The following is a 22,080-nucleotide window of genomic DNA, read 5'->3' as shown; positions in this document are numbered from 1 at the left end:
CCCGTAACGCCAGTGGCGCCGGTAACGCCAGTCACTCCGGTAACGCCTGTGGCTCCAGTTACGCCAGTAGCCCCGGTTACGCCCGTAGCTCCTGTTACGCCAGTCGCTCCCGATATGCCCGTAGCTCCAGTTACGCCAGTCACTCCAGTAGCACCTGTGACTCCGGTAACGCCCGTGGCTCCAGTAGCACCTGTGGCTCCGGCTACGCCCGTGGCTCCGGTTATGCCCGTGGCGCCGGTTGTGCCCGTAGCTCCGGTAGCGCCCGTGGCGCCGGTTGTGCCCGTAGCTCCCGTTACGCCAGTCACTCCAGTTGCACCTGTGACTCCGGTAACGCCCGTGGCTCCGGTTGTGCCCGTAGCTCCCGTTACGCCCGTGGCTCCAGTAGCACCTGTGGCTCCGGCTACGCCCGTGGCTCCGGCTACGCCCGTGGCTCCGGTTATGCCCGTGGCTCCGGTTGTGCCCGTGGCGCCGGTTATGCCCGTGGCTCCGGTTGAGCCCGTAGCTCCCGTAACGCCCGTGGCTCCGGTTGTACCTGTGACTCCGGTAACGCCCGTGGCTCCGGTTGTGCCCGTAGCTCCCGTAACGCCCGTGGCTCCAGTAGCACCTGTGGCTCCCGATATGCCCGTAGCTCCCGTAACGCCCGTGGCTCCGGTTATGCCCGTGGCGCCGGTTGAGCCCGTAGCTCCCGTAACGCCGGTGGCGCCGGTTACGCCCGTGACTCCTGTTACGCCCGTGGCGCCGGCTACGCCCGTGGCTCCGGTTATGCCCGTGGCTCCGGTTGAGCCCGTAGCTCCCGTAACGCCAGTCGCTCCAGTTGCACCAGTGGCTCCCGATATGCCCGTGGCTCCTGTTACGCCAGTCACTCCGGTAACGCCAGTGGCTCCAGTTACGCCAGTAGCCCCGGTAACGCCAGTCGCTCCAGTAGCACCTGTGGCTCCGGTTGTGCCCGTAGCTCCCGTTACGCCCGTGGCCCCAATTGTGCCCGCAGCTCCGGTAACGCCCGTGGCTCCCGTTACGCCCGTAGCTCCCGTTACGCCAGTAGCGCCGGTAACGCCAGTAGCGCCGGTAACGCCAGTAGCGCCGGTTGTGCCCGTGGCTCCGGTAACGCCCGTGGCTCCCGTTACGCCAGTCGCCCCGGTTACGCCAGTCGCTCCAGTTGCACCTGTAGCTCCCGATATGCCCGTAGCTCCCGTTACGCCAGTCGCTCCAGTAGCACCTGTGGCTCCGGTTGTGCCCGTAGCTCCCGTTTCGCCCGTGGCCCCAATTGTGCCCGTAGCTCCCGTTGCACCTGTAGGCCCGGTTATACCCGTAGCTCCGGTAACGCCCGCGGCTCCGGTAACGCCAGTCGCGCCGGTTGCACCAGTAGCCCCGGTTATGCCCGTATCTCCTCTTGCTGCGAGTAGCATATAATCTGGAGACATTCCGGGTAAACCTTCGGGATCGGCAACATTCGTCAAATAAGTACTTCCATTAAAGGTAATCACCTGGTCCGCTGGATAACTATTACTTAATGCAGGATCAAATGGAATTACTCCATTGAGTCCGACACCTGCTTCTGCAATCAAGGAATAATCTGGCGATTCTGATGGTATCCCTATAGGTGAAGAAACGTTTGCAATATAGGTGCTTCCGTTATAAGTGACCACTTGTCCTTGGGAATACAGTCCACTTGTAGCAGGATCAAAGAGAACAATCCCGCTGAGTCCAATGCCTGTCGCACCTGTCGCACCTGTCGCACCTCTAGTACCTTGTGCCCCAGTTGAACCTATTCCCTCCTGCTGACCGCTTATACCTGTAGGTCCCGTTGCTCCGATGGCTCCAGGAAAACCGATTGGTCCTCTAATGTATTTTTTATTGCGAACAAGATTGCATTGTTTTCTTTTATTTGAAAACCTCCTTTTTCTTATTGCTTTATCCCTATTTCTTTTAAAAACTGCATGCCTTCGGTTTTGATACAACGCACGCTTCAAATTCCGAATCAACCTACGATTAAGTTTGATTTTTTTCTGAATCAGCCTGATATTCGGCCATGTGCGCCGGATTGCTTTGATTTTTTTCAGACTTTTCTCACCTCCACGCTTTTAACATCTTACTTGTAATATGTATGAGGTGACTCATCGACATTTGATAAATTCTATATTTGTACAACCTCATATTGAATAAAAAAGGGAGTGCAATTTTCTCCAGTGACGAATACGACGCTTGGCATCCTAGAACAACAAATTCAGAACTTCCCCACACGTATTATTGAGGCAGTTCATCTTTCTTAACACGGACTTATTTTAAATGAACCTGCAAAGGATCACATTGCCGAATTGAAAATAGATGGTATTAGGGGAATCTTAGATATAGAGGAGCAAGTTATTATATACACGGCATCAAAATGATGTGAGTTATCCGATACCAGCAAATTACTCAAGCAGCCGCCAGAGCAACTGGTAAAGGAACGACTCTGGACAGAGAATTTGTGGTGTGTGATATAACTACCGGTAAACCAGACTTTGATGCAACGATGGCCAGATTTTTATCAAATCCTAAAAATGGATCGAACACCAGGACTAATCTATGTCGCTTTTAATATTCTGCAGCATAAGGGTAAGGGCAAGAACAGTTATCTCCTTTCCCTGCAGCTTAAATGCGTTCCTACCCCGTTTCTGCTGCAGTAGGAAACGTTAAGAATACGGGGTCGGAACTAATAGATGAAATTCCTCTAAACTCGAAATAAGACCTACTGTCACGTGAATGCGTGGGTGGGTCTTATTTTATGTAAGACTGTTTTAGCAAATGACGGTCATCTTCCTGGTATGTCAAATCGGTTGATCTATATGTTAAAAAATTGAATTTTGAAAACCCGCTGATGATCAATTCCAACGGGTTATTTTTTAATAAAATACTGATGGAAGAAATCTAATGTGTTTTTTGTATTTTGTAAATATGTAAACCTTCCTAGTGCAAAAACTAAAAAGACCACCAGATTGTATCTGGCGCTCATAGGCAGGCCATTGATGACGGCTTTTATCTTTCATAACCATACGAATGATTAGAAGTCTTATACTTCCAAAATAATCTGGTGATTGAGCCGGGAAATAAGCACATCTGATGAATTCTTGCTATGCAGTTCAGGTTGATCCCATTCACCCTCTCTTCCAGCGGAAGGTCCGGATTTTGAAATGGATACGTCATGGGGCAAAACCTCATTTCTATGCATAATTGAATTGGAAACGCTATCAGAAATACATAGGGCAGGTTCTGATCTGCTAGCTGCTGTTGTGGACCCATTCTATCATAGCGTGCGAGGGAAGAGTCAGAATACATCACTAATTAGCGTTGTTTTCATGTGGAAATTTCATTCCGCTATCATGACAATGACAACAAACCGGCAGCTTCACGAGGAAGCGCCGGTTTGTTGGTGGTATCGCTGCCAATCTGGCATTCAGGCTATTCTGTTACATTCGGCATATTTCCTTGGGGCATTCCTCGCAGTGGCAAATATTTCGCAAATACTCGGGATCATTCAGAACAATGCGTCCCCGTTCGGTTGAAATTACGCCCAGTTCCTTGAGCTCGTTCAATATGCGATTGACGCTTTCACGGGTTGAACCGATCATCTCCGCCATTTCCAGATTCGTTATCCGCTTGCTGATTATGGCTCTGCTGTCCTTGCCTGCTCCATTCGTGCCGTACATATTGTACAGACGGAGCAGCAGAGAGCATAATGCGCCGGATTTACCATGCAGCAGCAGATCACGCAATTTGCTCTGTGTCGTGCGGTGCATAAGCGCCATCCAGCCCATGAATTCCAGGGCAAAGTCGCCGTTGGTGCGGATGATTTTATCCAGCTCCGTCTGCGGTACTACCCCAACCTCGCTATCCTCCAGCGCCTTGGCTTCGAATTGATGGACGGCTCGCCCGAACGGGTCGGGTTCACCGAACAGATCGCCGGGGATATGAAGCGACAATGTCGCTGACAGTCCTCCTTCAAGCAGCTTGGACACTTTCAAGCTTCCCCGATGAACAAAATACAGCTGGTCTGCAGGATCGTTCTCCTGATATAAATAATCGCCGGCCAACAATCGGACAGGCTCCGCAATCTCTCGGATTAAAGCGAGATGCGGCGGTGAGTAGACGAGGGAAGTGCCCGCAGGAAACAACCCTCCATCCCTTGAATCGGACCTGGTGCCCCTATTCTGTTTCATACGATCTTCTCCTTCCGTAAGCTTATTCGGCAAGCTGATAATCGTCGTTGGTCCGATTGAATGTTTCGGTAAGGCCTGAGGTGAGATAGATTTGATGGTCCTTGGTGACAAAAATAGCCTCAGCATCGTCCCGGCTCTCAATGAACCGCCGTCCTTCCGCAAGACCGAGCGAGAAGACGGAAGTTGACATGGCGTCCGCGTCCATGGACGTATCGGTCACAATCGTTACACTGAGCAGGTCATTATCAACCGGATAGCCGGTGAAGGGGCTCAGAATATGGTGATACACGTTTCCCTCAGATTCGAAGAACCGTTCATATACACCGGAGGTGACAATGGTTTTATTCACGACCTCAAGGGTGCCCAGGTGCTGCCCGCGTTGTTCCCCGGGGTCCTGAATACCGATATTCCAGGGGGAACCGTTCGGTTTTGCACCCATCGCGAGGACATTGCCCCCTAGATCGATAATGGCGGATTTGAAATCCTGCTGCTGCAAATAATCCGCGATCACATCGGCGGCATAGCCCTTGGCGATTGCGCCGAGATCAAGCGACATGCCTTTTTTCTTCAGCATGATGGCGTGTGAGGAAGGTTCCAAGGTCACATTCTTGTAGTCAATTTTCTGCATTGCCGCAGTCAATTTACGATCCTCTGGCACGGCCGCATGCTCGCTGCCTATTCCCCATAGATCGACGATCGGTCCGATGGTCGGGTCGAAATGCCCGCCAGAAGCTGCGGCGTAATCAACGGCTGTTTGAACAACCTTGAAGGTTTCCTCTGAGACGCTTACAGCAGAAGCACCCGCTGCCTGATTGACCTGATCAATCTCGCTGCCTGCAAGCAGCCGGTTCATTCGTTGGTCGATTTGCTCCAGCAGTCCGCGCACCTCATCGAAATGCTGGGATGTCATCCGTTCGTCATAAACACGCAGGCTTACAATCGTGTCGAATATAAAATAACGTTCGGTTGCCGGTGCAGTGCTTACGGCTGCTTCCTTCCGATCCGTTGTGGACGCACATCCTATCAAACCTATTAACAGGATGGCGGACATGACCAGTTTACTGCCGAAGGAAAAAAACGTGCGGTACATGGCAGGGCCTCCTCCTCTTCAATTCTGATGATTCCAGCGTATCAGACCCTTATCGTGCTGAATGTGAGAAAAATCATTTCTGGCACTTGGTGTTGGCCTGATAATGAAGATAAGCAAAGCGGAGTGGAGAGATGCTGATGAAACGCGGAGATATTGGAATAGCGCTCGTACTGATAGCCGTTGTCGCCTGGTTTGGATTGTCCAGGTTTATGGAAGAAGACGGAACGGCGAAAGGAACCTATGCCATGATCGAGGTGAACGGCAAGCATTATGATACGGTGGCACTTACGGAGGAACCGCAGGATATAGAAATCCGCACAGAGCGGGGGCATAACCTTCTGAGAATATCGCGCGAGGGAATCGAGATGGTTGAGTCGGATTGTCCGGACCAGCTCTGCGTTGGCTTCGGTCACGTCCATGATGTCCATGACACCATTGTCTGCTTGCCCAATCGCGTGTTTGTGGAAGTAACCGGAGATCAAGCTGAAGGAAGTGAGCCCGATGCCGTTGTCTCCTGATCCCTATGCGCTGCGCAAACTGATCGTGATCGCCATTTGTGCTTCATTATCGGTGGTGCTTGGCATCGTTGAAGCATTGATTCCGTTCGCGGTTACGATACCCGGTGCCAAGCTGGGACTTGGCAATATTCTCGTACTGACTTGTCTGGTCTGTCTTGGGGGTAAGGATGCCCTGTGGCTCATTGTTCTAAAAATCTTGTTGACCGCCTTTATACTCGGAAGTTTCTCGACTTTTATGTTCAGTATGTTTGGGGCTCTGGGCAGTTTCCTGGTGATGTATGTCATGCTCCGGCTCGGCGGAAGCAATTTCAGTCTGACCGGCGTGAGCATCGCGGGAGGCGTAGCTCATAATATTGGCCAATTGACGGCAGCCTCGCTCGTACTGGGTACAACGAAAATATACTTTTACCTGCCGTTCCTGCTCGGGGCAGGGGTGGTAACGGGGATTTTTGTCGGATGGGCTGCTAAACATCTGATTGAATCCCTGAGACGGATTGATCCGTTTGGCATGTTTCACGCGGAAAGCTAAGGAGGGGGCGAAGGGCATGGGCACAATCGATAAATCAAAGCATGCCGTCCTGTTGGAGCATGTGTATTATGGACAAGGCTGCACGAATGTGCTCAAGGACGTCTCGCTGGCTATTCCACATGGGCAGTGGGTTTGTATCGCCGGAAGGAACGGGGCCGGGAAGTCCACGCTCATCCGGCTGTTAAACGGCCTGCTTCTCATGAGCCGCGGGCGCATTCTCATCGATGGTCTGGAGCAAAGCGGCCGTACGCTGGGCGACATTCGGCGCCATATCGGCATGGTGTTCGCCAATCCCGACGATCAATTTGTCGGCCTGACCGTGGAAGACGATATCGCGTTCGGCCTGGAAAATCTGTGTCTGAGCCGGGAAGAGATGCAGCATCGAATTCAGACCTATGCGGAACGGCTGGATATCGTCCATCTGTTAAACCGCCATCCGGCAACCCTGTCCGGCGGACAGAAGCAGCGGTCCGCCATTGCTGCTGTACTGGCCATGGAGCCTTCCATACTGGTCCTGGACGAGGCGGCTTCCATGCTGGATGAGAAGGCCAAGAACGAGCTGCTGGATTCCATGAGAGCGATGCATGCAGATGGCCGGTATACCCTGATCTCCATCACCCATGATGTGGAGGAGATGGCTGAAGCCGACCGGTTGATCGTATTGGATGGCGGAATGGTCACAGCAGACGGCAGTCCGAGGGAGCTGCTTCTGCGAGAGGACCTGCTCCAGCGGTGCAGGCTGAAGGCTCCGTTTGCTCTTCAGCTGTGCAGGGAGCTGAAAGAGCGTGGGATCGATATCGGTGAGCTTGTCAGGGAGAAGGAGGTGCAGGAGGCGTTATGGTTATATCATTCGAAGAGGTATCTTACCGCTACCGGGACCGGGGGATGACCCCGATTCTTGGACTGGACGGGCTGAATCTGGAGCTGGAAGAAGGACGAATGATTGCTGTCCTCGGCGCACCGGGTTCGGGAAAATCCACGATGCTTCAGCATATGAACGGATTGATGCGGGCAGATGAGGGGCTGGTTCGCATTCTGGATTTCAACCTTGAATCAGGCGACAGCAGGAAGATCCCTCCCAAGCTTCGGCAAAGAGTGGGGCTGGTGTTTCAATATCCGGAGCAGCAGCTGTTTGAGGATACGGTGGAGAAGGATTTGCTGTTCGGGCCGCTTAATTTCGGATGGAGTGAAGCGGAAGCCGCCGAAGCGGTCCGCCGGGCAGCCTTCTTCGTCGGGCTGGATGAGGCACTGCTGGCACAGAGTCCCTTCAAGTTAAGCTCCGGGCAGATGCGGAAGGCGGCCGTGGCGGCTGTATTGGCGGCTGATCCTGATATCCTGGCCCTGGATGAGCCTACGGCATCCCTTGATCCTGCGAGCCGCGAGGATCTGATGCAGCGGCTGCATGGGTTGACCAAGGCGGAGGGGAAGACGGTGATCGTTGTTACTCACAGGTTGGAGGAGCTTGTATCCTATGCGGATGATTTCGTGGTAATCAAGGGCGGACGGGTTATTTTTCAAGGCACGGCCCGGGAACTGGTGCACAAGCAGGAGGTACTGGAGGAGGCGGGTCTGATGGCTCCGTCTTCGGTACGGATAGCAGGTACTCTTGCAGCGCAGCTGGGAATAGAGACACCGGAGATGCTGCCGGATGCAGCAGCCCTGGCGGCCTGGTATGCGGGGCTTCTCGAATCACAATCATAGGGCATAAGCGAAGGGAGGGGCAGTCATGAAACGAAAAATCATTCTGGGGCGATACATGGAAGGCGATTCCTGGGTCCATCGGCTGGATCCCCGTGCTAAGATGGCGGCCATGCCGCTGTTTATGGTGGCCGTGTTTATGGTGGACGGGTACATGGGTGCACTCGCGCTGCTGCTGTTTACTCTCGCGGTGATCCGAGGTACCGGAATTCCGTACCGCTACTTCATACGAGCCATGAAGCCGCTTATGTTCCTGATGTTGTTCATTCTGGTATTTCATCTTTTGTATGATGCAGGGGGCAGCAAGCTGCTGGATGCGGGTGCGTTCAAGGTGTATGCGGGCGGACTGGAAAAAGGCATCGTATCCGCATCGCGGATGGCGCTCTTCATCATGCTGGCTGCGGTGCTGACCTTTACGACACAACCGGAGCAGCTGGCCCAGGGGCTCGGCAGCTTGCTGAAGCCGCTGACCTGTATCGGTCTGCCGACTGATCGCCTGGTACTGATGCTTGGCATTGCGCTTCGGTTCATTCCGACTATCTTCGAGGAGGCGGAACGGCTGTGGAAGGCGCTGCAATCCCGGGGACTCGACTTGTCGTCCCGGCCGCTGAGAGAGAAGGCGCGGCTGATCATTGCCCTGCTGGTGCCTGTAACGACAGGCGCATTCCGCCGCGCTATCGGGCTAGCCGATTCCATGGAAGCGCGAGGATACCGTCTGGGGGCGCCGAGAAGCCGATTCAGGGCCTTCGTATGGAAACGGGCAGACACGCTGTTTGTTGGGGCGTTCCTGCTGCCTGTGGCCGCTGCTGCACTGCTGTAGGTATGTCATGAACATGGAGATAACCGCAGTCCCTAAGGGACTGCGGTTGGTTACTCGAATTTAATCGGAAAGGAACCGCATATGCTTGTGGAGGTATTGCGACAGCCTGTTGACTCCGGGACATTTTCAATCTCCTTCAACAGTGTTGAGAATTCGCTCAGATAGGGTAGCAAGACATGTTTATGATCTTTGATTTTCTTTTGGAGGCTCGCATCGAACTGTCCCTTCTCCAGTACGTCTTTGGCTGAAAGCAGTTTCCCGCTCTTATAATTCTCTGCTCTATAATACTTCCCGCCAGCGTAATATTGATGGACCCCCGTATAGATTTCCATCAGATCATAATCACCGGGCCTGTATATGCCTTCGCTGGAGGAACTGCCGAAATCCTCTACGCTCCTTGCATATTCGAACCCTTTGAAGTCAGGCGTTGACTTTATTCTTTTGTAATATTTCAGAATTTCAATGGTACCGTCTGCCAGTTCGGAATGCATTACAGCAGCATCCTCGTTATCCATGACGGAAAATTCCAAGTAGGTGTTCCCATTTTGATATTCAAACCAAATCTCGCCGATCGATTGCACAATGGAATGACCTGATGTAAAGACATCATCTTGAAACAGACCCTTTGAGATGCTATAGAATTCTAGTTCGGGGTTGCTTTCTTTGCGAATCCCGCTTCCATTCGGACGATCGTTTTTCCATTCACCTTCATAGACGATGATCGTATGATCAGAGACTCTATCCGATATGTACTTGCCAAAGCCGGATCTTTGACCATTGTACCAATCCCCACTGTACACTTTGTAGGGTCCCCATCTCATGGTGCCTTTCCCGTGGGGCTTGTTATTCTTCAATTCCCCGTAATAGGTTACTCCGTTAGAAATAGTCAAATTCATTTTCTGGCTTGAAGCCCTGATCTCTTCATGGGCAAATAAGAGAAATAGTAAGGCTACTGTCATAAAACTCAGGTATTTTTTGCACACTCTTCAATAAGTCCCCTCTTCTGAATCCGTCGATTTTCACTGCCCGATGTATACGATCCATGGATGATTTACCCAGTCAAATCATAGACTAGATTCATATTAGGCGTAAAGTTATAAAATGGTAATAATACGTATGAATTGGAAGACTGAACGATTATTTTGGTGAGATCATCTTGCAGCCCTCGCTGGCACAGGGAAACACCTATCCTAGCAAGATAGGTGTTTCCCTGTGCTCCCTATTAATCTAACGGCAAAGGGGTGTCCGTCGGTTCGATCCCCTGATAGGCCTGATCAACGGACTGCCGGATGTCCTTCAGGTCAAGGCCCTGCTGCCTGCCGTCCAGATACATATTCGTGATGTCGAGGCAGGTTTGGCAGAACTTTGCGTGGGTGGTTGGCGTGAGCCGGCCATCGTCTCCCCTGGCATAATAGCAATTGAGATTGCTGCTGTGGCCGGCATCACCGCACCCGCAGAAGCAGGGCATAAAGGCTAAGTGGCTGGCGTGAAGAATCGCCGCATTGTATTCCTTTACACTGGTTATATGGGGAAGGGGCGGAGCCGGGTTCAGCAGATAGTCGCTTTTTCCGTCCGATCGGCCGGCCAGATCCTTCGCCTGCAGCATGCTCCCCCGATACGAACCGCTTACCACTTGAACGCCATGGACACCTTCGAACGTATGCAGTGTCAAAGCGATAGCCTGCTCTGCCCGTTGTCCTTCCTCCGAGGCGGCAAAATCACGGAAGGAGGTGGATAATTCAACCACGGTTGTCCCATTCTCGGTTCGGATCTCCACGAAGGTTACGCCTGCTGGAATGGCGCTCTCAAGTTCAGGTGGAAGCAGATCCCCAAGCTGGGTCAGCATCGTCATGGCACTGACCTTGGCATAACGGACAGCGGTATCCGCCTGAACATACTGGGACACGGGCGTGAATAAACCGCTGTGCGGGTCATAGGCATGGAGAGTTACGCTGGGCATGGTGCTGGGAACGGCGGATATAATCGTGCTTTGAGCCGGGCTCACGCGCTCCGGGTCTTCGGCGAGGGTCTCCAGCTCGCGCATAATCCGTTCGCTCGAAATATCTGCCGTCAATCTTCCGACTTCCTCGTCCTGAGCGTTCAGAAACAGGATGGTTGGATGCTCGATGATCCCGTACCGGTTAACGGCTTCCGTATCCTCCGAAATGCTGAAGTACTGGAAGCGGTAGGCAGGGGTTTCTGCTTCCAGCTGTTCCATGGCATCCAGTGCTATGGAACAGCTGCCGCAGCCCTTAAGAGCAAAAACAGCAATGGATTTCACCTGTGTGTCGCCTGCAGCCCCATCGGCAAGGGGAGAGGACTTGAACAGCATGAAACCTCCGGCGACAAGCAGGATCAGGAAGGTGATCAGCGCTGCTCTCCACCTCCATATTTGTTTGTGATTCATGTGCTTGAACATCCTTTCATACCGAACAGGGATGCGCCCGTATTGGACGATCCCTGTTCAAGTTGGAATATATGAGTTCATGTCTTTAGGGCAGAAAATAATGGAGCAAAGCCTGTAAATCACACCGGGCCGGATGATCAGCCAATTCACCGATCATGAGCTGAGCTTGCTCCGCGTAGGAGCGTGCAAGTTCTTCGCTCTGCTCGGTTGCGCTGCTTCCCGCGATGCGGAGTATCACTTCATCCATGTCAGCATCCGCTGAGCCTGGGCCGAGCTGCCTGATCTTCGCTGCAAGGGCAGGTTCGTTCAGGGCATAGATCACGGGCAGCGTAATGTTGCCGTTGCGCAGATCGGCGCCTGCGGGTTTGCCGATGGTCTCCTTGGACTGCGTGAAATCAAGCAGGTCATCCCGGATCTGAAACGCCATCCCCAGCGCTTCGCCGAATTGAAAGAGCAATTCAGCGGTTCTGGCATCTGCTTTGGCCGCCTCAGCGCCCGCTTTCAGGCAGTGAGCCATGAGCAGGGCGGTTTTGCAGCGTGTCTTCTCCAAGTACTGCCCCATCGTCAGATCATAGTTAAAGCGGTGATGCAGCTGGTCGTACTCTCCCATACAGAGCTCCGTCACGAGAGCGGCAAGCTCTGCCAAACGGTAAGCATCCTCCTCGGAGACAGCTTCGCTGGCCCCGTCTGATTCCTCGCCCGGATGGCCAGCAGCCCACTCGATCGCACGGGCGATCATGTAGTTGCCAATGTGCACGGCCGTCTGAACATCCGTTGTTTCATGCAGGGTTGGCATGCCGCGCCGCATATCGGATTGATCGATGATGTCATCATGCACCAGCGAAGCCATGTGTAAATATTCGAGCAGCACGGCGGTTTTCATGACGGCGGACTCATGCCCGCTTACCCCGAAACGGCTGCCGAGCATGACCATCAGCGGCCGCAGCCGCTTGCCGCCGGAGTTGATGAGATTCACGACGCTCTCCAGCACAACGGATGGAGGTGAGAGGTCACGGTCTGAAGTGACCACCTCCCGGAGCAGGCGGTCGAAGGAAGCGAGATCCACTCCTATTTGTTTATGAATATTCATCTGAATAATCGCTCCTTTTTCCCTTAAGGGCTCCTTATGCGCTCCGTTGTTCCAGGTAGCTGCGGATTTCACGTTTCAGCTCGCTCAGCAGGACTTCAGGTGATGCATTCTTCTTCAGCAGGGTCAGCTGCATGCGTTTGTGAAAAGGCAGGAGCTGGGACAGCAGCTTCCACTCCTTCCGTTTGACGGCAATCCGGTACATGAGTCCGGTCAAATAATCGCCGTCGAGCAGCATCCTCGTCAATCTCTCGTTATCCTGCGCGTGCAGCTTGCCGTGCTTGCTGAGCGCGGATTGAATCAGGATGCAGCATGCCAGTACCGTCATTTTGCGGGAATGGGCCAATTCATAAGCGTCCAGCATATCGGCAATGTCCCTCACCGGCCTGTTATCCATATCTGTCCAATCGATATCCGTTCCGGAATCGATATGCGACCGAAGCATGTCGATTGTATCTTGTAAAAGCTTCATATCCATCGTTGATTGACTCCTTCCGGAAGGCTCGTGTTGATTAGAGAGCGCAGGACGTTCATGTTAATCGTCCGTTACCGCCGGGGACCAGGGCAGAATCCGCGGCGGCATCGCAACGACAAGGGAACGCAACTACGCTCTGGACACATGCGCGGCTCTGAGGTCTGATTATGGGGTTTCAAATACCGACGCAGAAGCGGCTTATGAGATGAATCAGCCGTGCATGGTGACGGTTATTCTCATAACAGTGAAAGGGATTAGTCCGTGTACACGTACCATCGCCTTACCAGCGGTATTCGTTTCCATACCTTTTTGAGCCAAGGGTACACGTAATAGTCCAGACCCAGCGTGCTGCCCGATCCGCCGATCAAGGCGATCCCTGCTGCGAGGTACCACAGCATTTCGTTAGGTGCCATGCCCGATACCCAGACCATGGCGCCCATAGCAACACTGACTATGGCTGCAGGAGCTGTGAACAAACCGACAATCAGCAGGATGCCAACGATCAGCTCAGCCAGTACCATCGAGGTCTGAAACACATAAGCAAGCGAAGTATAACCGCCGTCGCCGGTATAGAACATGAGGTCCATCGACCAGTCCACCATCGATTTTATGAAATCCGGCACCGGCAGTGCCGAGACCGCTTCAGCCGTGTAAGCGGAGGCGGCGGACACCGCATCTGCCGCTCCGGCTCCGGCGGCGTCAGCGCCTGCAGCAGAGGCCGCGCTTACGCCGTCGGCTGCTTTGGCCGGAATCAGGAACACTTTATCCGGATCGTCGATAATTTTGTGAATCTTATCCCAGCCTTGGGAGAGCCACATCCATCCGGCAAAAATACGTAGCGGAACGAGCCAGAAATTCGGCGAACGTTTCGCAAAATGTCCCCCCAGGAAGCTGCGGTTGTTCCGGACATGGAAGAACTCATGCAGCAGGTAATGGTATACCTTGTTGAAGCCGCACACCTGGAACAAATACACCATGTTGATCAGATGCTTGACTGCCATAGCCAGGAAGCCGCTGAGCTTGAACATGTGGCCTGGAACCCCCACATTGGCTACCCCGTAACGGCTGCCGATACAGACCATCGTGCCGTGGAACGTCGGTTTGTAGGACTTCATCGGTTTGTTCAACAGCTCGGCCACGATGTTAAATGCGATGACCGGGGCTGCCAGCTCCGCGTTTTCTACCATCTGCGGGACAGGTGCAGCTGCACCCTCAGGAATGTAGAATATATTGTCGCCTACAACGTACACGTTAGGATGGGCAGGGATTTGCAGCTTGTCGTTGGTCAAAATCCGCTTGCGGCCTTTTTGCTCAACATCCATGCTGCCAACCACGTCCGAGCCTTCGACTCCTGCGGTCCAGATCACCGTACGGGATTTAATGTCGCTGCCGCCGACGGTAACGCCGTCCGCCTTAACCTCTGTAATCTTGGAGCCTGTAATGATGTTGACGTCCATTTTGCGCAGCCGCTTCTCGGCTTTGCGTATTAGCGGCTCGGGCAGGATTGGGAGGATCTTGTCGACCATATCGGCAACATGAAGAGTTACCTTGCTTGGCTCTACATGGAACTCCTTGCAGAGCTCTTTAGTAAATTCAGCCAGTTCACCGATCATCTCAACGCCGGTAAATCCGCCGCCGACCACAACGAAGGTCAGCATTTCTTTGCGAACCTGCGGGTCGCGCTCAAGTACCGCTTTGCGGAACATGTTCAGGGTGTGTTCCTTCAAGCGAACCGCATCATCATAGGACCACAGGGTAAAGGCGTGTTGATCCGCGCCCGGTATGCCGAAGAAGGTCGGCTTGCTGCCTGTTCCGATGACAAGATAGTCGTAGTTATAAGTTTGTTTCTCACCGCGGAGTCTCTGGTTGTCAAAATCGATATCGCCGATCTCATCAAGCACGACATCCACGTTGCGGAATCCGGCAAACACTTTTTTGAGATCCACCTTAATGGAATCTTCCTCTACCCGGTTAGCGGCTACTTCATGCAGTTCGGTCAGCAGTGTATGATACGGCTTGCGGTCGATGAGTGTTATCCGCAAATCCTTCTGTTTACGCAGTCGTTTAGCCAGCTTCTTGGCCGTGAGTATGCCGCCATATCCGCCGCCCAGCACGATAATCTGTTTCATGCGAATCTCCCCTCAAGGAATAGTTGTCTTGTTTCTATCGCTCTTGCTGCTTATTTAGCGCCTTCGAGTGCTTTGGCTGCCAGTTCTACGAATCCGTTGACGTGGATGGATACACCGGAAATGGCATCGGTTTTGCCGTCTTCGGCCGTAACGATTGCTTGCGGATCTTGTTTTTCGATCAAGTACTGCTCGGCTTGATAAGCCTGCTCATGCCATTCAGACTGAGCGCCGCCTTTCTTCATGCCGTACTCCCCGGATTTGGAACGGGTCACTTTGTCGGTACCGCCGTCTTTGTGAATACCATTCCAGCTAACGGCTGCGATCTTGCCATTGATGACAGTTACGTCAACGGCTTCCTTCCAGCCGGAGTTGGCATCGAAGTCAGCCGCTTCCGCATGGTAGCTGCCGTCTTTGTATGGTCCTGCTTCGACAGGTCCTGCCGCGAGGGCTTTTGCTGCCAGTTCGGTAAATCCGTTGACGTGGATGGATACCCCGGAAACGGCATCCGTGCGGCCTTCATCGTTCAAGGTCAAGCCATCGACAGACTGCTGAGCCACGAGGTATTCCTCCATTTTGGCTGCCTGCTCATGCCATTCCGCTTGAGCGCCGCCTTTTTCCTTCATGCCATAGAAACCCTTCTCGGAAAAAGTCTTTTTGTCCAAGCCGCCGTCCTTGTGAAGTCCGTTCCAGTTGGCGCTGACGATTTTTCCGTCTTCGACTTGAATGGCTACGAGCTCCTTCCAGCCGGAATCTTCGGCAAACTCGCCTTCAGCGTAATACAAGCCGTCTTGCAGGGCTGTTCCTTCTTGTGCCGGTTGCTCCGTAGTTCCGCCATTATCCGTGTTTTGGCTCTCTGCCGGTTTGTCCGTGGTGGCAGGTTCTTGGTCTCCGTTGCCCCCGCAGCCAACGAGCAGCGCAAACATTAACATAATGGAGAGGGATAGAGAGAGTGTCCTTTTCATTCTGGTTTCCTCCTATAATTTTGTGAATTACTTCACAAATGTTGTTCTTGAGTTCATTTTATTCTTAAAAAGAATAGTTATCGGTGAAAAAAATCACAAATAGCAATAATGCTCCGGGTGTGGGACCACTTGAATGACTCCCGATGAGGGCTATTAGGCTAGATGATGCCTCGAATATCATCCAGCGAAGGGATCCCTTCACGATCCATCAGCTGAATCAGCTCTTCAGCCAGGGTATCGCCGGCTCGCAGGTTGATGAAGTTGAAGGTGCCGATCTGCACGGCTGCCGCACCTGCCATGATGAATTCGAGGATGTCCTCGGCACAGCTGATTCCGCCGATCCCAACGACCGGGATGGATACGGATCGGGCTACCTGATGAACCATGCGAAGTGCAATCGGTTTAATCGCCGGCCCCGATAATCCGGCATAAGCCCTGTCAAATACGCTTCGCCGTTCCCGGATATCAATCGCCATCGCTTGAATCGTATTGATAAGGGAAAGCCCGTCAGCGCCTTCGGCTTCGCACATTCGTGCCATTTCCTTCAAATCCCGTGCTCCGGGAGAGAGCTTGACGAGCAGAGGCAGCGCAGTAGCTCTGCGGACAGCCCGGACCACCGCTTGTGCCTGTTCGTTCTCAACGCCGAAGGCAAGTCCGCCTTCCTTGATGTTGGGGCAGGAGATGTTAAGCTCGATCATATCGATGGCACGCTTGCCTGCTGCCTGTAGCTTGAGGCTGGCTTCCGTAAGCAGCTCGGCGCCCTCCGTATATTCACATAAGGTACCGCCGCCAAGATTGACGATGACCGCGGTCCCATGCGAGGCCATTTCGGATAATTCCGAATCCAGAAAAGCCCGGATCCCCGGATTCTCAAGGCCAATGCTGTTCATGATGCCGGATGGCGTTTCATAGAGCCGCGTACCTGTATTGCCGGGGCGAGGATTCAAGGTCAGTCCCTTGGAAACGATGCCTCCGAGCTTGCGAAGCGGATACAGATCCGCATACGGTTTGCCAAATCCGAAGGTGCCTGATGCCGCCAGTATCGGATTCGATAGCGGCACGCCTGCCAGTTCACAATCGATGGAGATCATTCCAATTCACCTCCTTCGCCGGGAAGACAGGACCATCGGTGCATACTTTGCGGCTCTTGCCTGCGGAAGTCACCGTACAGCTGTTGCATACCCCGATGCCGCAGCCCATTCGCTTCTCGACGGAGATGTGAAGCTCGGCGTTAGTACTCTCCGTTTTTTGGGCCAGACTGTGCATCATGCCAACCGGTCCGCATGCGAATATCGTGTCATAGCGGCTTGGGTCCACTGCATCAACAATGGTGCCGCCGGATTTGACGGTGACATTGCGGCTGATCTCGTGGAATCCGGTGACTCCGAAAGGGACGCTGGTGTATCCCAGATATACGCTGGCATCAGGTATTTCCTTAGCTGCCAGCAGCAGTGGGGCTGCTCCAATGCCGCCTCCTACCAGTGCCGTCCGGCCTTGGGGCTCAGGAAATCCTTGCCCGAAAGGCCCCTCCAGCTGAATCTTGTCACCCGCTTGAAGCGCCGATAGCAGCCATGTGCCTGTTCCATGCACGCGATACAAGAAGGAAACGGAGTCCTCCGTCAGGTTATGAACGCTGATCGGTCGTGACAGCACGGGATAGGTATCCCAGCAGCGAAGCATGAAGAACTGCCCCATTCGTGCCGAATAGCTGCCTTGAATGGTAAGTCGATAGATGCGATGAGCCAGTTTGACATTTTGAATAACAAGGGCCACGTTCTCATTCTCCTCCCTTGGCGTACTTTATTTTCGCCCGCAATGTTCCTTGCTACAGTATCACAGACGGATAACGCTACCTGTGACATTTCTCATATTCGGGCGTCGGTCGGGATTGATACCTTTTGTATACATAACACTAGACCTAGAAAAGGGTGGGGATCCTACATGAGAACACTGGTAATCGTTGCACATCCGAGTCTGCAAACGGGATCACGGATCAATCGGGAACTAACCGAGACGGTGAGATCTATGGAAGATGTGACGGTGCATGACCTGTATCAACAGTATCCGGATGGATGCATCGATATCGCGGCAGAGCAGCAATTGCTGCTTCAGCATGACCGAATCGTGTTTCAATTTCCCTTCTGGTGGTACAGCTCACCGCCCCTTCTGAAGCATTGGTTCGACCAGGTGCTGACCTTCGGATGGGCGTATGGTCCGGGCGGCGACAAGCTTCGGGGGAAAGAGTGGGGCGTGGCCGTGACGACCGGCGGAGCCGCAGAAGCGTATGGCAGCGGGGGATACAACCGTTATACGGTGGAGGAGCTGACACGGCCGTATGAAGTGACAGCCAGTCTGGTAGGCGCGGCGTACTTGCCGGTATTTACCGTCCATAATGCCATGCAGCTGACGGATGAAGAGCTGCGGCGTTATGCGGAGGATTTTGCCCAGCATGTAACAAATGTGGTGCGGTCCCGATAAGGAAGGTACACAAAAAGCGTGCGGATTCCTGCGTAGCGATCTTTTACGGTTTTACGAACAGCGAGGAAGGCCAAATGGTCGTTTCCCATACTTGAAACTACGGCCTGTTGAGGTTCCGTGGCCGTTTGGATAGGAAGAAATGAAGAGCTGTTTAATTAATGGATGGAATAGCTGTTTGAATAATTGAAAACTGTTGGAATAGCCTGGCAGCTGAAGCTTCCGGGCTATTCGCTGTGGAGTCATACAGCGTGCGGTAAGGAGAGGCTTTACTGGAGCTGCTGTGATTCTATTTTAGCGTAGGGCACAGATGCGCAGGCACGAATCATTTGTGATCGGCAAGGACATGGAGCATCTAATTACTTGAGAAGTTACCGTTGCAATATGGGGAAGCTTATTTTATACTCGTATACATAGATTTACGATACATAGATTATCTAGGTATTGGAGTGATAAGAGAATGAGCATTAACAAAGAGCTGCTTAAGGGCAGCACCGTCATTTTATTGCTTACCGTGCTGAACAAGCGGGAAATGTACGGTTATGAGCTGATCAAGGAGATCGAGCAAAGCTCGGACGGGGTATTCCTGATGAAGGAAGGCACGTTATATCCGATTCTGCATACGCTTGAAGCGGAAGGGTGGCTTGAATCCTCTTGGAGTCAGCATGATGGCCGAAAGCGTAAATATTACCGGATTACCGAGCTTGGGAAGGACCAGCTCCGTGAGAAGACCAAGGAATGGGTCAGGTTCCGCACGGCGGTAGACACCGTGATCGGGGAGGGTGGTTAGCATGCGACCGATCGAAGAATACAAGGTGGTGCAAGATTTCCTGGGCCGCGTGTGCAGGCAGGTGCGTGCCAGAGCCATGCATCCGGAAATCCGCGAAGAGCTGCTCGGGCATATTGAGGAGCGTACGGAGCTGCTGATGCTGGAGGGGAATGCCGAAGGGCCTGCGGTGGAGGATGCGGTAAAACAGATGGGGGTCCCGGAGGATATCGGCAAGAGCCTGCATCTGGCCCATCGGCCTCAGATGGATTGGAAGCTGCTGGTTCTGCTGGCCCTGCTCTCGATTATTGGACTGTTCGGCGCGCTGAGCGTGGACTATGCCGGTACGGAACACGTCACAGATATATTCGCAAGAAAAGCCGTGTTTCTGAGTATAGGATTCATCCTTCTCATCGCCCTCTATTTCCTGGATTACAGAAAGCTTAAAAAATATTCAGGATTTTTATTTTTCATCACGCTGTGCCTCATGGCGATGACGGAATTTTTCGGCTCAAATGTGAATGGGGCAAACCTATATCTTCACTTCGGGCCAATTGTGATTCCCATGCTGGGAACGGTTTCCGTCTTCCTTCTCCTATTTGCTGCGGCAGGCATGAAGCCTGCTAGCCAATGGGGACCATGGGAGGGGGTATTTCACATCCTGTATCGGGGTGTGCTGCCTATCGCGCTGTACAGTCTGAGTGGATCCATGGTGTATATGTTCATCTACTTGCTGGCGTTCCTGGTACTGACTTGGACTACCAAAAAGAATAGTAAACAATTTGCAGTATTGACCCTGCTGCCGTTTGCTGGATTGGCGGTTGTCCTGTTTACAAAAAGGAATTATCTCATGTGGAGACTGGAGGGGGTTGCAGATCGAGAAGGAGCCGGGGGCTATTTCATGCGGACCATCGCCGATGCCGTTTCTTCTGCCGGCTGGTTTGGTCAAGGTTTTGCAACGCCGAATCCGGGGATCCCGTTCGTTTATAGCGACTCCATATATCCCTATCTGATCTATTGCTTCGGCTGGATGTTTGGCATTGTGGTCGGGATGGTCGTACTTTTGTTCCTCGCCAGAATGTGGAGCATATCTAATGTACTTCACGATTCCTACGGGAAAAATATCGTGACCGGTGTCATTGTCGTGTTGGGCCTGCGCCTGCTCATGCCGATCATTATGGGACTTGGCGTGGTACCGGTTGTGAGTCTGGATTTTCCATTCATCTCTTATGGCGGCACAAACAACATGCTGGACCTCGCTGCGGTCGGTATGCTTCTCTCCATCTACAGACGGAAGAACATGATTCCAAGCGAAGCGGGGGATGCGCCTTCTGTGAAGGCGGCGTAATTGCAATGCTGATGTAGCCAACTTATGTTATATCGAACAGGTTTATCGTACAACTTCTACTGTTTTAGCCCATCATGATTAGATAACTCTTTTCGAAGTTTAGGGAGAGTTATCTTTTTTTTAATTAACTATTGTAAAAATATTCATCATTTAGCTAATGTAACCTGCCTATATATGCAAGATTATTATGGCGTGATGTCATTAAACTTCTGGAAGCTAATGCTGAATTATATTCTGTCAAGGAGGAACCGCATGCGGCAAATGGAGGAGTATCAGATTGTTCGGCAATTTTTGGACCGTGTGTGCAAACAAGTTCGCACAAGACAAATGCATATAGAGATTCGGGAGGAACTGCTCAGTCATATCGAAGATCGGGTCGAGTTTTTGATGCGGGAGGGGAATACGGAAGAATCGGCCGTGGAGGATGCGGTAAAACAGATGGGGGTCCCGGAGGATATCGGCAAGAGCCTGCACATGGCCCATCGGCCCCAGATGGATTGGAAGCTGCTGGTGATGCTGGGGCTGCTTTTGATTATAGGGCTGGTTGGCATGTTGAGTGTGTATTACGGAGACGAAAGATATTCCATCGTCCTTGCAGAGAGAAAGTTGCTCTACCTCGGAATCGGTGTTCTATGTATGACCGTTTTTTATTTTCTGGATTATCGGCAATTGAGAAAGTACTCGGCACCTGTGTTTTTCTTCGTCGTCCTTCTATTAGCCTTTTCGCTGTTATATGGGCAGTTATACGATATGAGAACTCCTTATATCAATATAGGTTTCATCGGCGTGAATATCATCACGTTCTCGCTGCTGCCGCTTCTGATCGCCTTAGCAGGCATGAAGCCTGCCAGCCAGTGGGGACGGTGGGAGACGGTACTGAACATCTTGTATCGCGGGGTTCTGCCAGTAGTTCTGTACAGCATAAGCAGCTCGATTATATACACGTACATTTATACGGTCGGGTTTCTTGTATTAACTTGGAGAACGAGCAGAAGCCGAAAACAATTTGCCTTGATTTCTGTGATGCCTCTTGCGGGGTTATCCATTTTTCTCTTCACTCGCATGGATCATTTACTGCTCAGGTGGAGAGAGTTCATGAATCCGTCAGCCAAGGAATTGTGGTACATGGGGAATAAAGCTGAGGCGATCCAGGCAGCGGGCTGGTTTGGACAAGGATTTGGTGAAGTTACACCGAAGATCCCTTATGTCCTGTATGAAAACGTGTTTCCTTATCTGATTTATTGTTTTGGGTGGATGTTCGGGATTGCGACAGGAGTGCTGATTCTTCTATTCCTCATGAGGATATGGAACATTTCTGCGGTCCACCAAGACATTTATGCTAAACACATCTCTTCGTTACTGATCGTTGTTTTTGGATTCCGCTTGCTCTGGCCTATGTTAATGGGATTGGGTATTTTTCCAAAAGTTACATTAGAACCGCCATTTATCTCCTATAGCGGGACGAACCAAATCCTGGACCTCGCTGCGGTCGGTATGCTTCTCTCCATCTACAGACGGAAGAACATGATTCCAAGCGAAGCGGGGGATGCGCCTTCTGTGAAGGCGGCGTAATTGCTGTG

At 52.4% G+C, this 22,080-nt stretch carries 19 protein-coding genes and 1 pseudogene; 9 read left to right on the top strand and 11 right to left on the bottom strand.

Annotated elements, in window-relative coordinates; genetic code table 11:
• From PGL02S_RS26075 to PGL02S_RS26065, 3 genes and pseudogenes are all read right to left on the bottom strand, one after another.
• Nucleotides 1-1,565, bottom strand: a pseudogene (locus PGL02S_RS26075) (hypothetical protein); the annotation flags it as partial.
• A 1,881-nt stretch (nt 1,566-3,446) separates the two neighbouring features.
• Nucleotides 3,447-4,196 (bottom strand): Crp/Fnr family transcriptional regulator, encoded by a 750-nt coding sequence (locus PGL02S_RS26070; RefSeq protein ID WP_006207759.1) that lies wholly within the window; start codon nt 4,194-4,196, stop codon nt 3,447-3,449.
• 22 nt (nt 4,197-4,218) lie between these two features.
• Nucleotides 4,219-5,286 carry an FAD:protein FMN transferase gene (locus tag PGL02S_RS26065; RefSeq protein ID WP_051449349.1) on the bottom strand — a complete coding sequence of 356 codons (1,068 nt, stop codon included), beginning with the start codon at nt 5,284-5,286 and terminating at the stop codon, nt 4,219-4,221.
• 137 nt (nt 5,287-5,423) lie between these two features.
• Here PGL02S_RS26065 and PGL02S_RS26060 point away from each other — a divergent pair, with 137 nt between their 5' ends.
• The 5 genes from PGL02S_RS26060 to PGL02S_RS26040 are packed head-to-tail and all read left to right on the top strand — an operon-like array spanning nt 5,424 to nt 8,851.
• On the top strand, nt 5,424-5,804 hold the full coding sequence (locus PGL02S_RS26060; RefSeq protein WP_036644110.1) for a NusG domain II-containing protein: 381 nt from the start codon (nt 5,424-5,426) through the stop codon (nt 5,802-5,804).
• The gene (locus tag PGL02S_RS26055; RefSeq protein ID WP_036644108.1) at nt 5,788-6,333 is read left to right on the top strand and encodes a Gx transporter family protein; all 546 of its coding nucleotides are present in this window, start codon (nt 5,788-5,790) and stop codon (nt 6,331-6,333) included. Before PGL02S_RS26060 ends, PGL02S_RS26055 begins: the two co-directional genes overlap by 17 nt.
• 16 nt (nt 6,334-6,349) lie before the next feature.
• Nucleotides 6,350-7,222: an ATP-binding cassette domain-containing protein gene (locus tag PGL02S_RS26050; RefSeq protein WP_036644106.1), complete on the top strand. Its 873-nt coding sequence runs from the start codon at nt 6,350-6,352 to the stop codon at nt 7,220-7,222.
• Nucleotides 7,171-8,034 carry an ATP-binding cassette domain-containing protein gene (locus PGL02S_RS26045; RefSeq protein ID WP_036644104.1) on the top strand — a complete coding sequence of 288 codons (864 nt, stop codon included), beginning with the start codon at nt 7,171-7,173 and terminating at the stop codon, nt 8,032-8,034. The genes PGL02S_RS26050 and PGL02S_RS26045 overlap by 52 nt, the downstream gene beginning before the upstream one ends.
• Before the next feature lie 25 nt (nt 8,035-8,059).
• Nucleotides 8,060-8,851 carry an energy-coupling factor transporter transmembrane component T family protein gene (locus PGL02S_RS26040; RefSeq protein WP_036644102.1) on the top strand — a complete coding sequence of 264 codons (792 nt, stop codon included), beginning with the start codon at nt 8,060-8,062 and terminating at the stop codon, nt 8,849-8,851.
• A 50-nt stretch (nt 8,852-8,901) separates the two neighbouring features.
• Here PGL02S_RS26040 and PGL02S_RS26035 read toward each other — a convergent pair whose 3' ends face one another.
• From PGL02S_RS26035 to PGL02S_RS26000, 8 genes are all read right to left on the bottom strand, one after another.
• Entirely contained in the window at nt 8,902-9,747 is an 846-nt protein-coding gene (locus tag PGL02S_RS26035) for an MORN repeat-containing protein (RefSeq protein WP_228029894.1), read from the bottom strand.
• Between the two features lie 326 nt (nt 9,748-10,073).
• Nucleotides 10,074-11,258, bottom strand: a complete 1,185-nt coding sequence (locus PGL02S_RS26030) for a PCYCGC motif-containing (lipo)protein (protein ID WP_051449348.1) — start codon at nt 11,256-11,258, stop codon at nt 10,074-10,076.
• An 85-nt stretch (nt 11,259-11,343) separates the two neighbouring features.
• Nucleotides 11,344-12,348: a polyprenyl synthetase family protein gene (locus PGL02S_RS26025; protein ID WP_036644097.1), complete on the bottom strand. Its 1,005-nt coding sequence runs from the start codon at nt 12,346-12,348 to the stop codon at nt 11,344-11,346.
• A 34-nt stretch (nt 12,349-12,382) separates the two neighbouring features.
• Nucleotides 12,383-12,823 (bottom strand): hypothetical protein, encoded by a 441-nt coding sequence (locus PGL02S_RS26020; protein ID WP_036644096.1) that lies wholly within the window; start codon nt 12,821-12,823, stop codon nt 12,383-12,385.
• A 251-nt stretch (nt 12,824-13,074) separates the two neighbouring features.
• Complete coding sequence (locus PGL02S_RS26015) at nt 13,075-14,949, bottom strand: FAD-dependent oxidoreductase (RefSeq protein ID WP_036644093.1); 1,875 nt, start codon at nt 14,947-14,949, stop codon at nt 13,075-13,077.
• Nucleotides 14,950-14,999: 50 nt separating this feature from the next.
• The gene (locus PGL02S_RS26010; RefSeq protein WP_036644090.1) at nt 15,000-15,911 is read right to left on the bottom strand and encodes an FMN-binding protein; all 912 of its coding nucleotides are present in this window, start codon (nt 15,909-15,911) and stop codon (nt 15,000-15,002) included.
• Between the two features lie 158 nt (nt 15,912-16,069).
• Nucleotides 16,070-17,002 (bottom strand): dihydroorotate dehydrogenase, encoded by a 933-nt coding sequence (locus tag PGL02S_RS26005; RefSeq protein ID WP_036644088.1) that lies wholly within the window; start codon nt 17,000-17,002, stop codon nt 16,070-16,072.
• Complete coding sequence (locus tag PGL02S_RS26000; RefSeq protein WP_036644086.1) at nt 16,983-17,684, bottom strand: dihydroorotate dehydrogenase electron transfer subunit; 702 nt, start codon at nt 17,682-17,684, stop codon at nt 16,983-16,985. The genes PGL02S_RS26005 and PGL02S_RS26000 overlap by 20 nt, the downstream gene beginning before the upstream one ends.
• Before the next feature lie 168 nt (nt 17,685-17,852).
• On the opposite strand from PGL02S_RS26000, the gene PGL02S_RS25995 reads away from it, so the two are divergent.
• The 4 genes from PGL02S_RS25995 to PGL02S_RS25980 all read left to right on the top strand — a co-directional run bounded on the left by PGL02S_RS25995 (nt 17,853) and on the right by PGL02S_RS25980 (nt 22,072).
• Nucleotides 17,853-18,389, top strand: coding sequence for an NAD(P)H-dependent oxidoreductase (locus PGL02S_RS25995; RefSeq protein WP_036644085.1), 537 nt, complete (start codon nt 17,853-17,855; stop codon nt 18,387-18,389).
• Nucleotides 18,390-18,846: 457 nt separating this feature from the next.
• Nucleotides 18,847-19,176: a PadR family transcriptional regulator gene (locus PGL02S_RS25990; protein WP_036644083.1), complete on the top strand. Its 330-nt coding sequence runs from the start codon at nt 18,847-18,849 to the stop codon at nt 19,174-19,176.
• Between the two features lies 1 nt (nt 19,177).
• Nucleotides 19,178-20,500 (top strand): FtsW/RodA/SpoVE family cell cycle protein, encoded by a 1,323-nt coding sequence (locus tag PGL02S_RS25985; RefSeq protein ID WP_036644080.1) that lies wholly within the window; start codon nt 19,178-19,180, stop codon nt 20,498-20,500.
• Between the two features lie 252 nt (nt 20,501-20,752).
• Nucleotides 20,753-22,072 (top strand): FtsW/RodA/SpoVE family cell cycle protein, encoded by a 1,320-nt coding sequence (locus PGL02S_RS25980; RefSeq protein ID WP_036644079.1) that lies wholly within the window; start codon nt 20,753-20,755, stop codon nt 22,070-22,072.
• Nucleotides 22,073-22,080 lie beyond the last annotated feature (8 nt).

Source organism: Paenibacillus glucanolyticus NBRC 15330, assembly GCF_004000885.1.
Classification (GTDB): domain Bacteria; phylum Bacillota; class Bacilli; order Paenibacillales; family Paenibacillaceae; genus Paenibacillus_AQ; species Paenibacillus_AQ glucanolyticus.
This window is presented reverse-complemented; position numbering and strand designations above follow the sequence as displayed.